The organism is Microcoleus sp. B13-B6, from assembly GCF_036705405.1.
GTDB lineage: Bacteria > Cyanobacteriota > Cyanobacteriia > Cyanobacteriales > Microcoleaceae > Microcoleus.
The window spans coordinates 21,946-30,945 of sequence record NZ_JAUBUJ010000090.1 but is presented as its reverse complement, the minus strand read 5'-3'; the positions used below and the strand labels follow the sequence as shown (position 1 = coordinate 30,945).

Here is a 9,000-nt window from a genome sequence, read left to right as displayed (position 1 = left end):
GTTTTAGGGCGGGCTAGAAGCCCACCCCACAACAAAAATTAATGTTTGTGGAACAGGCATCTTGCCTGTTCTTCAGGATAGTTTTAGGGCGGGCTAGAAGCCCACCCCACAACAAAAATTAATGTTTGTGGAACAGGCATCTTGCCTGTTCTTCAGGCTAGTACAAGATGTAACTAGATACCAATCAGCAATTACCTAAATGTTTAACAAAGTTTTGATTGCAAACCGCGGTGAAATTGCCTGCCGAATTATCCGCACGCTCGATCGCCTCGGAATTGCTTCGGTAGCAGTATATTCTGAAGCCGACGCCCATGCCAAGCACGTTTTCGCCGCCAGCGAAGCGGTTTGTATCGGTGCAGCCGCCGCAGCCGAGAGTTATTTGCGGTTCGATCGCATTCTCGAAGTTGCGCGCCAAACAAAAGCTCAAGCTATCCATCCGGGTTACGGCTTTTTGAGCGAAAATGCTGAATTTGCCGAAGCTTGTGCCAGCGAAAATATTGCATTTATCGGCCCGACTCCGAGTCAGTTGCGCTGCTTTGGATTGAAGCACACCGCGCGGGAAATAGCCGCTGCAAATCAAGTGCCGCTAACTCCCGGAAGCGAACTTTTAGCAAGTTTGGAGGATGCCCAAAAAGCGGCTGGGGCGATCGGCTATCCGGTAATGCTCAAAAGTACCGCAGGCGGCGGCGGCATTGGTTTGCAGGCTTGTTTTGGCGATCGAGATTTGGCAGAAGCCTTTGAAAAAGTACAGCGTTTGAGTCAAAGCAACTTTAAACAAAGCGGCGTTTTTTTAGAGAAATACATTCAAACAGCCAGGCACATTGAAGTTCAAATTTTTGGAGATGGCAAAGGAAACGTCATAGCCTTGGGCGAGCGAGATTGTTCGGTGCAGCGGCGCAATCAAAAAGTAATTGAAGAAACCCCCGCCCCTGGTATTAGCGACGAACAGCGAAATCACTTGTACCGTGCAGCAGTGCGGCTGGGAAAAGCGGTAAATTACCAGTCAGCGGGTACTGTTGAATTTGTATTTGATGTCGATGCGAAACAGTTTTATTTTTTGGAAGTCAACACGCGCTTGCAAGTCGAACACGGCGTTACTGAAGCTGTCAACAACATCGACCTCGTGGAGTGGATGGTAAAACAGGCTTCGGGAGATTTGTTCCCCCTGGAAGAGTACCGCTATCGACCGCAGGGACACTCAATTGAGGTGCGAATTTATGCCGAAGATGCCGGCAAGAATTTTCAGCCGAGTTCCGGGTTGCTGAATCAAGTTGCGTTTCCCGAAAACGTCCGCTGCGACAGTTGGATAGAAACCGGCACTGAGGTAACTCCTTTTTACGATCCGCTGCTAGCCAAAGTGATCGTTTGCGGAGATAATCGAACCCAGGCGATCGCTAAACTAAAAGCTGCTTTAGATGCCAGTGAAATAGCGGGAATTGAAACTAATTTAGATTACCTCCGCCAGATTTTGGACGATTCCCGATTCAGCCGGGGCGAACTGAGCACGCGCTTTTTAAACTCTTTTGAATACGCACCTTTAACGATCGATGTATTGGATGGGGGAACCTACAGCAGCATTCAAGATTATCCGGGGCGGATTGGCTATTGGGATGTTGGCGTGCCGCCTTCTGGACCGATGGATCATCTGGCATTTCGATTGGCAAATCGTTTAGTAGGAAATCCCGAATCGACAGCAGGATTGGAATTCACAGCTACAGGCCCAACTCTGCGCTTCAATGCTGATACAGTTATTAGTTTGACTGGTGCAACTATGAAGGGAACGCTAAACGGCGAACCGGTGCCGTTTTGGACAGCAATTCCCGTAAAAGCTGGCAGCATTCTCAAGTTAAAAGCCATTCAAGGCGACGGCTACCGCACTTATTTAGCAGTCAAACACGGCTTTAATGTCCCCGATTATTTGGGCAGCAAATCAACTTTTGTACTGGGCAAATTTGGCGGACACGCGGGCCGCACGCTGCGTCCGGGAGATGTGTTAAAACTCAACCAAACTGCAACTCTGGAAGCGGAATTATCTTTACCTCCAGAACTAATTCCCACCTACAGCAATAATTGGGAAATCGGCGTTTTGTACGGGCCTCACGGCGCGCCGGATTTCTTTACTGAGTCAGACATCGAAATGTTTTTCTCCACAGAATGGCAGGTGCATTACAACTCGACGCGGACGGGCATTCGGCTGATCGGCCCGAAGCCCACCTGGGCGCGTCAAGACGGCGGGGAAGCGGGTTTGCACCCGTCTAACATTCACGATAATGCTTACGCGATCGGCACGATCGATTTTACGGGCGATATGCCTGTAATTCTCGGTCTTGACGGCCCGAGTTTGGGAGGTTTTGTGTGTCCTGCTACTATTGTGCAGTCGGAATTGTGGAAAATCGGGCAACTGAAACCGGGGGACAGCATTCGCTTTCACTGTTTGAGTTTTGCTGAAGCTTTGCAGCGGGAATTAGCACAAAATAGGCAAATTGCTACTTTTAGTTTGCCTGTTTTTGGGGAAAATGCGGAGGAATTGCCTGCAGTTCCCGCTTCTCCAATTTTGCACGAAATTCCCGAATCTCCGGGACAGGTTGCTGTTACTTACCGTCAAGCTGGAGATAAATATATTCTAGTTGAATACGGCCCGTTGGTGCTGGATTTAAATTTGCGTTTTCGGGCGCACGCCTTGATGGAACAGTTGAAAGCAAATCCGTTGCCTGGTGTTATCGAATTAGTGCCGGGAATGCGATCGCTCCAAATTCACTTTGAGGGCCCGCAAATTTCGCAACAGCAGCTAATGCAGGCGCTGATTGCGGCGGAGGCGGAACTTCCGGCGATCGAGGATTTGGAAGTGCCGGCGCGAATTGTGCACTTGCCTTTATCTTGGGAAGATGAATCGACGCTGTTGGCCATTGAAAAATATATGCAGTCTGTGCGATCGGATGCACCTTGGTGTCCCAGCAATATTGAGTTTATTCGCCGCATAAACGGGCTTGACAGCATCGAACAAGTCAGAGAAATTGTATTTAATGCTAGCTATTTAGTGATGGGTTTGGGAGACGTTTATTTAGGCGCGCCCGTCGCAACTCCCCTCGATCCGCGCCACCGTTTGGTTACTACTAAATACAATCCCGCCCGCACTTGGACTCCTGAGAATGCAGTTGGCATTGGCGGCGCGTATTTGTGCGTTTACGGGATGGAAGGGCCCGGAGGTTATCAATTTGTCGGCCGCACGGTGCAAATGTGGAATCGGTTCAAACAAACGGCGGATTTCCAGTCTGGTAAACCTTGGCTTTTACGCTTTTTTGACCAAATCCGATTTTATCCGGTTTCTCATGAGGAATTGCACCGCTGTCGGGAAGCATTTATCGAAGGGAAGTTTAAATTAAAGGTTGAGGAAATTACTTTTAATTTGAGAGAATACAATGAGTTTTTGCATTCTATTGCGGGCAGTGCGGCTGAGTTTAAAGCGCAGCAGCAGGCCGCATTTAATGCAGAGCGCGATCGCTGGGCCGCATCCGGGGAATTTGACGCTGAAGCTATCGCAGAAGCCTCGGCGGATGTGGCTTCTGAAACAGCGGCGGAGGTTACTTTGCCGATCGGCTGTGAGGCTGTTGTCGCTCACGTTTCGGCCAATGTTTGGCAGGTGCTGGTTAATGTTGGAGATGCGGTTGCAGAGGGCGATCGGCTGTTAATTTTGGAAGCGATGAAAATGGAAATTGCTATTACTGCTGATGTTGCGGGCACTGTTGCCGAGTTGTTTTGTGAAAAGGGGCAAACGGTGACAGCAGGACAAATTTTAGCGGCTGTTCAACCGAATTAATCCCTCTGTTGTCACTTCGGGGAAAGTAGAAGCCGTTGGATAATTGGGGGATGATTTTGATTGTTTTGTGGGATGGGATATCGTAGCCAGTCAGGTGTATTTTCACTGAAGGCGGGACACCCTACAAGCATCATCATCAAATTGTGCAACCCCGGCTCAATTAATGAAGGTTTAGCAGCAGTTAGGGCTTCAAAAGGGTGGGGATATATCAATCAAGCAGGCTAGTGGGCGATCGCCCCCAAGTTTCCGCTGTCGGCAGTTTTTCAGAAGGCTTAGCCGCCATACAGTTCAGTTAACACTGTTAATTCCCCGGAGATCCCCCTAAATCCCCCTGATTGTTGGGGGACGCAAGAGCAACTTCTTGTCCCCCCCTTCGTAGGGGCGGTGCCCCCGTGCCCGCCCTCTTGGCTAGGGGGGAATCAGTCTTATCTGAACCGTGTTGGGCTTAGCCGCTGTCAAGCGCAATGACAAATCTGGCTTAATAAATCAAGCTGGAAAGCTGGTCATTTAGCAGGTTCGATGCTCTGTTTAGGCTTTAAATTTGTTTAAACTCACATCTTGCACCATTCTCAAGAACAGGCAAGATGCCTGTTCCACAAAAATTTAATTTTCTTGTGGAACAGGCCGAAAAGCCTGTTCCTAAAAAGCTTATTGACAATGGTGCAACATCTCAGTTGAAATCCCGTTAACTTAACTCCCGCAGCCCAGAATTGACGGGCAAACCATCCTGAAATACCAGCAATTCTCCCGGCTGAATTTGCGTCCAAACTTCGTTATCAGTCAGCGGAAAAGTGGCAATAACAGCCACGCGATCGTCCTCGTTGGTCAATTCCCGAAAATCGACAGTTACATCTTCGTCGATCGAGTGAGCGCTAGCAAAAGGTGCTTGTCGCACAATATAATGCAGATTAGTAGAACAATGGGTGAACAAGTGTTCTCCATCGGAAAGTAAATAATTAAAAATTCCGTGTTCTGCCAAACTTTTAGTAATTTCCTCCAGTACCGGATAAATTTCCGCTACAGCAGGCTTACTTTGAGGAAAAGTAGAGCGCAGCTTTTCTAATATCAAACAGAATGCTTTTTCGCTGTCAGTTTTGCCAACAGGTTTGTAAACTCCGGCACGTTCTGGATTAAAATTTTCCAGATTTCCATTGTGAGCGAAAACCCAATAGCGCCCCCAAAGTTCCCGAATAAAAGGGTGGCAGTTTTCCAAAGCAATTTCGCCTTGGGTAGCTTTGCGGATGTGAGCAATGACGTTAGTTGAATGAATGGGATAGCGGCGCACTACTTCTGCAACCGGAGAAGCAATCGCAGGTTTAGAGTCTATAAAAAGGCGACATCCCAAACCTTCAAAGAAAGCAATTCCCCAACCGTCTTGATGAACGTCTGTTCTGCCACCTCTTGCAGAAAAACCCTCAAAAGAAAAGCAAATATCTGTTGGAACATTGCAGTTCATTCCCAGTAATTGGCACATAGCTTTTAAATCTCTGGAGTTTGGATGGATGTCGCCGCTATTGGCAGCTACAGATCGGCGATGATAGTATTATAGTATGAATGGATTTAGCCTAATAAAAAAAACACAATTATTTTGGATTGTCAACCATAATGCTAATTAAATTTTAAAAAATGCGTGAAGCCAAGCTATCCCGAACGCGCGTGCGAGCCCGTTGCGGTAGGGAATCGCCCAAAATTTAATAGCCTTCCCCGCAGAACAGTCTTCATCGTTCCATTTGTCCGGCAATTTTTTAATTGAATTTATGTAAAATTCACTTTTGTGGGGGAAAATCTGAAAGTTGTTTGATATCCTTCAAAACTATTTGAGGCTTCCCTTTGTACTGTTCTACCTTCCCACTGACATACACATATCCCCGTCCCACACCCGCATAACGTTTCTCAATTAGCCGCTTCAAGGGAGCCATTTCATCAGTTTCAGCATCTGGTATCCACAAATCTAATTTATGATACACCGAACCAGCATAAATTAGAGCGCTGCCGCCGATCCATTTATTAATCCCAGCCTGCAAATCGCAGAAAATAGTAAGAGATTTAGCTTTCTCAGAAGCAGCTAATATTTTCGGGTAGTGCAACCTCAAAGAAAGCGCTCCTGCTGTTGCTTCCGACAACCGAAACTCTTCAACAATCGAGCCTCGCATCGACCACCAAGGCAGTAAGTTAGCATAGTTGCGAGAGGGGATTTTGGCATTGATAATCGGATTCCAAATCATCAGATTGTAAGCTTTAGCTGCCGATTCTGCCTCAGTCATTTGTCGGTGATACAATCTGGAGCGCCCGTATTTGATGAAGTAGGGACTCCAGCCTTCTTCAATCAGTTTAAGATTGTAATTTTCTCCGTCTTTATGTACGTAACAGAGGAGACGCCCGTAGTTGTCGCGGTGTTTTTGTAGAGCCACTTCAACCGAATCGTCTGTATCAAATTCTATGTCAATTTGAGCAAGTCCCCCATCTGCTGTCGCGAAGTATTTTTTAGCCATTTCCGTACCTGCTTTCCCCGCCGCAGTTACAGGTTTGGAGCCTCCCGGATGACTTTCTTCTGTATCGACGCAAATCAGGCGCAGAGCCTCGGTTTTGCCGTTGAGAGAAATTTTGATGCTGTCACCATCAACTACTTTAGTTATTTGCAGGTTCGGAATTCTGGTTGCCATATTTTGAACCCTGTTGCACTTGAGATTTCATGCAGGTATCGGTTGCATCATACACGAGTTCGTTATCAATAGCAACTGTAATTTTTGTGGTTTGTATTAATATTTGTCAACTGTGGCGTATTTTATCAAGTCGGGGAAAAAATCTCGAAAATCTGATTCTAATCGCTGATAGTTAGCTGTCAAATCTTCTATGCCGCTTGCCAAGTTATTTGTCCGCTTGAGTCGCGCCGACATTCTTGTAAGAGTGATGCCGATTTCGGCGATGTCCTGATAAGATGAAAGCAAGTCGCGGGCAATTATTGTTGGCAGCACCCGCTGGAGAGATTCAGGCAATATATCGCGGTTGTCTTGCAGGATTTTATAGACATCCTGAGAAAAATCCCGGAGCGGAATTTCTGAGTATTCCAGCCAATTTTTAGCTAAGAAGTGGTCGTAAAACACGTCAATCAAAACTCCAGCAAACCTGCGTCTATCGGCGCAAACAAGGCTTTTACTCGATCGCACTATGGCGTGAGAGTCCGTGTAGGTATCTACTTTGCGGTGCAAATCGATGCCTTTTCTAATTTCATCGGAATAAAGGTTGACAGCCGTTCCTTTGACAAAATCTCCTAAGAGGTTGCCAATCAGGGATTCTGGCGTGCCTTTTGATAAGAATAGATGAGCCAAATAATTCATTAACTACACAACTGCATAACCGGTATGAGGTCTGACATCGGCGGGATGAAAACCTAAAACAATGGAATCCTTGGAGATTCCAGCAGCTACAAGTTCTTTCGTTACGCCGTATTCTGTCTCATCTCGCTGTACCCAAATCTTATCATCAATAATATCTATATGAACCAAACAGCCGTGAATTCGTTTGGCTTTATCCCAGCCTAAAGTAACTAGCAGGTAACAATCAGATTTTTCATCAAACACGGCTTTACAAATTATATCGCCATGAGAGTAAGGAATTTTTGTGTAAGGTTCGAGAACTGTTTTAATGGTGGTTCTAAAGTTAGCTAAAGTATCCATTTTACGATCGCCTCTTGATTTTGGTCGAATACAATCAGCTTGAGCTTTTCATCTTCAATCATTAATTGACCGATCGGTTCTTCAAATAGAGATTCATAGGTGATATCGCGAACAGCCAGATAAAGCGTATGTTCTGGATAAGTTCTCTGAAGCACAGATCGATAAATAGTAAATTGTCCGATCGCCTCTCTCAAGTCCTGCATTTCTGAATCGCTGACAAAGCTTTTGACTTCCACAGCAATTTTTTGTTCTCATCGTTCGGCTGCCAGCACCTGTTTTGCTCCCAGATCCACATACATATCTTTTTTTCCCCATTTCAGATGGAGAGGATCGTGAGTAATTATCCACCCATCATTGAGGAGAGATTTTTTAACTGTATTGTGGTAGAGGTCTAAAGCAGGCATAGAACAACACGAGCAATATAAGACTTCACGGTTATATAATAGCAAATTATTATGCAATAGAGCGATCGTCTAACTGTAGTATGCAGGCGATCGCTCCACCCACGTTCAAATATTGCTTGCGATTGACTGAAGATCGATCGCTTCACAATAGAAGCTTAAATCTTCGTAAACCAATTAGCATCCACTTCCACAGACTCAATCATTTTTATCTTGACACCAAGCCCCAACTCTTTTAGTCGTTGAACTAACTGCTCACCATCAATCAAATCTATTGGGGGTGCGCCATCTCGTGTTGCTTCTTTGACAGCATCTCTGGTAAATGTTCCAGTTGTAATGAATAAACCTTTGTCGGTTCGTCCCTGCATTGCCCCACGGAAGTCTCTAATTTGACTCGCCGTAACCGAACCCTGATAGCGCTTGCACTGAAACAGAACATGAAAGCTCAAGAAACCACTAATACGGGCAATACCTACACCATCAATTCCACCATCGGCGGACTTACCTGTAACCTGTACTTGTATAAAGCCTGATTCACGTAGTAGGCGCTGTGCCAAACGCTCAAATGCTGAAGGTTCTAGTGATAGCAGTATTTGATGAAGCTGCTGATGCCATGCAACTTCTTCTAAATTTTCAACTGCTCCAACATTTGCGTTTAAATTATCTGGCGACATCACCTTTTTCTTGTCAGTCTCTCGAACCACCTTGACAATTTCTTTTGCATCCAGAATCTCACAATCTATAGATGTTGAAACTAAAGACCACACGCCACGTGAGGAATTTTGTAAAAGCCCGTATTTTTTCAAGTAAGTACGACTCCAACCAAGTCGATACTCAACAGCACTCTGGGATTTGTTTCCATGTGGGATATCCAGCACCTCGTTAGGTAAGTTGAGAATCTGCGCTACTCGGTCATAAATCTCTTCAGTAGTTCCCGATCCACCCAGCATTTGTAGAGCCTGAATTGTGGGTAAGAGCATTGAGTCAAATGTAGGGATTGAATGGGTATATCTGTTCATCTAAAAACTGTTGATATAATTTGCCAAGCACTGCTTTTTTAATGAGAAACTGATGGCATCAAAATACTGACGCTCTATTGGCTCCT

Annotated in this window: 6 protein-coding genes and 1 pseudogene; 1 reads left to right on the top strand and 6 read right to left on the bottom strand. The window is 45.8% G+C overall.

Annotated features, from left to right (window positions below; translation table 11 throughout):
• Positions 1-199 precede the first annotated feature (199 nt).
• Entirely contained in the window at positions 200-3,817 is a 3,618-nt protein-coding gene (uca, locus tag QUB35_RS29910; protein WP_333145273.1) for an urea carboxylase, read from the top strand.
• A 685-nt stretch (positions 3,818-4,502) separates the two neighbouring features.
• On the opposite strand, the gene QUB35_RS29905 is transcribed toward uca, so the two are convergent.
• The 6 genes and pseudogenes from QUB35_RS29905 to QUB35_RS29880 form a co-directional block, all read right to left on the bottom strand.
• On the bottom strand, positions 4,503-5,291 hold the full coding sequence (locus tag QUB35_RS29905; RefSeq protein ID WP_333145272.1) for a class II glutamine amidotransferase: 789 nt from the start codon (positions 5,289-5,291) through the stop codon (positions 4,503-4,505).
• Positions 5,292-5,583: 292 nt separating this feature from the next.
• Positions 5,584-6,480 (bottom strand): thermonuclease family protein, encoded by an 897-nt coding sequence (locus QUB35_RS29900; RefSeq protein ID WP_333145271.1) that lies wholly within the window; start codon positions 6,478-6,480, stop codon positions 5,584-5,586.
• Between the two features lie 96 nt (positions 6,481-6,576).
• Positions 6,577-7,155, bottom strand: coding sequence for an ACP phosphodiesterase (locus QUB35_RS29895; RefSeq protein ID WP_333145270.1), 579 nt, complete (start codon positions 7,153-7,155; stop codon positions 6,577-6,579).
• A gap of 3 nt (positions 7,156-7,158) precedes the next feature.
• Positions 7,159-7,494 (bottom strand): XisI protein, encoded by a 336-nt coding sequence (locus QUB35_RS29890; RefSeq protein WP_190740648.1) that lies wholly within the window; start codon positions 7,492-7,494, stop codon positions 7,159-7,161.
• A pseudogene (locus tag QUB35_RS29885) lies at positions 7,482-7,898 on the bottom strand (element excision factor XisH family protein). Before QUB35_RS29885 ends, QUB35_RS29890 begins: the two are co-directional and overlap by 13 nt.
• Positions 7,899-8,053: 155 nt before the next feature.
• Positions 8,054-8,875, bottom strand: a complete 822-nt coding sequence (locus QUB35_RS29880; protein ID WP_333145269.1) for a restriction endonuclease — start codon at positions 8,873-8,875, stop codon at positions 8,054-8,056.
• Positions 8,876-9,000 lie beyond the last annotated feature (125 nt).

Bases quoted from the DNA above. Each gene is read 5' to 3' on its own strand.
- uca (WP_333145273.1), top strand. From the start codon at position 200: ATGTTTAACAAAGTTTTGATTGCAAACCGCGGTGAAATTGCCTGCCGA.
- QUB35_RS29905 (WP_333145272.1), bottom strand. From the start codon at position 5,291: ATGTGCCAATTACTGGGAATGAACTGCAATGTTCCAACAGATATTTGC.
- QUB35_RS29900 (WP_333145271.1), bottom strand. From the start codon at position 6,480: ATGGCAACCAGAATTCCGAACCTGCAAATAACTAAAGTAGTTGATGGT.
- QUB35_RS29895 (WP_333145270.1), bottom strand. From the start codon at position 7,155: ATGAATTATTTGGCTCATCTATTCTTATCAAAAGGCACGCCAGAATCC.
- QUB35_RS29890 (WP_190740648.1), bottom strand. From the start codon at position 7,494: ATGGATACTTTAGCTAACTTTAGAACCACCATTAAAACAGTTCTCGAA.
- QUB35_RS29880 (WP_333145269.1), bottom strand. From the start codon at position 8,875: ATGCTCTTACCCACAATTCAGGCTCTACAAATGCTGGGTGGATCGGGA.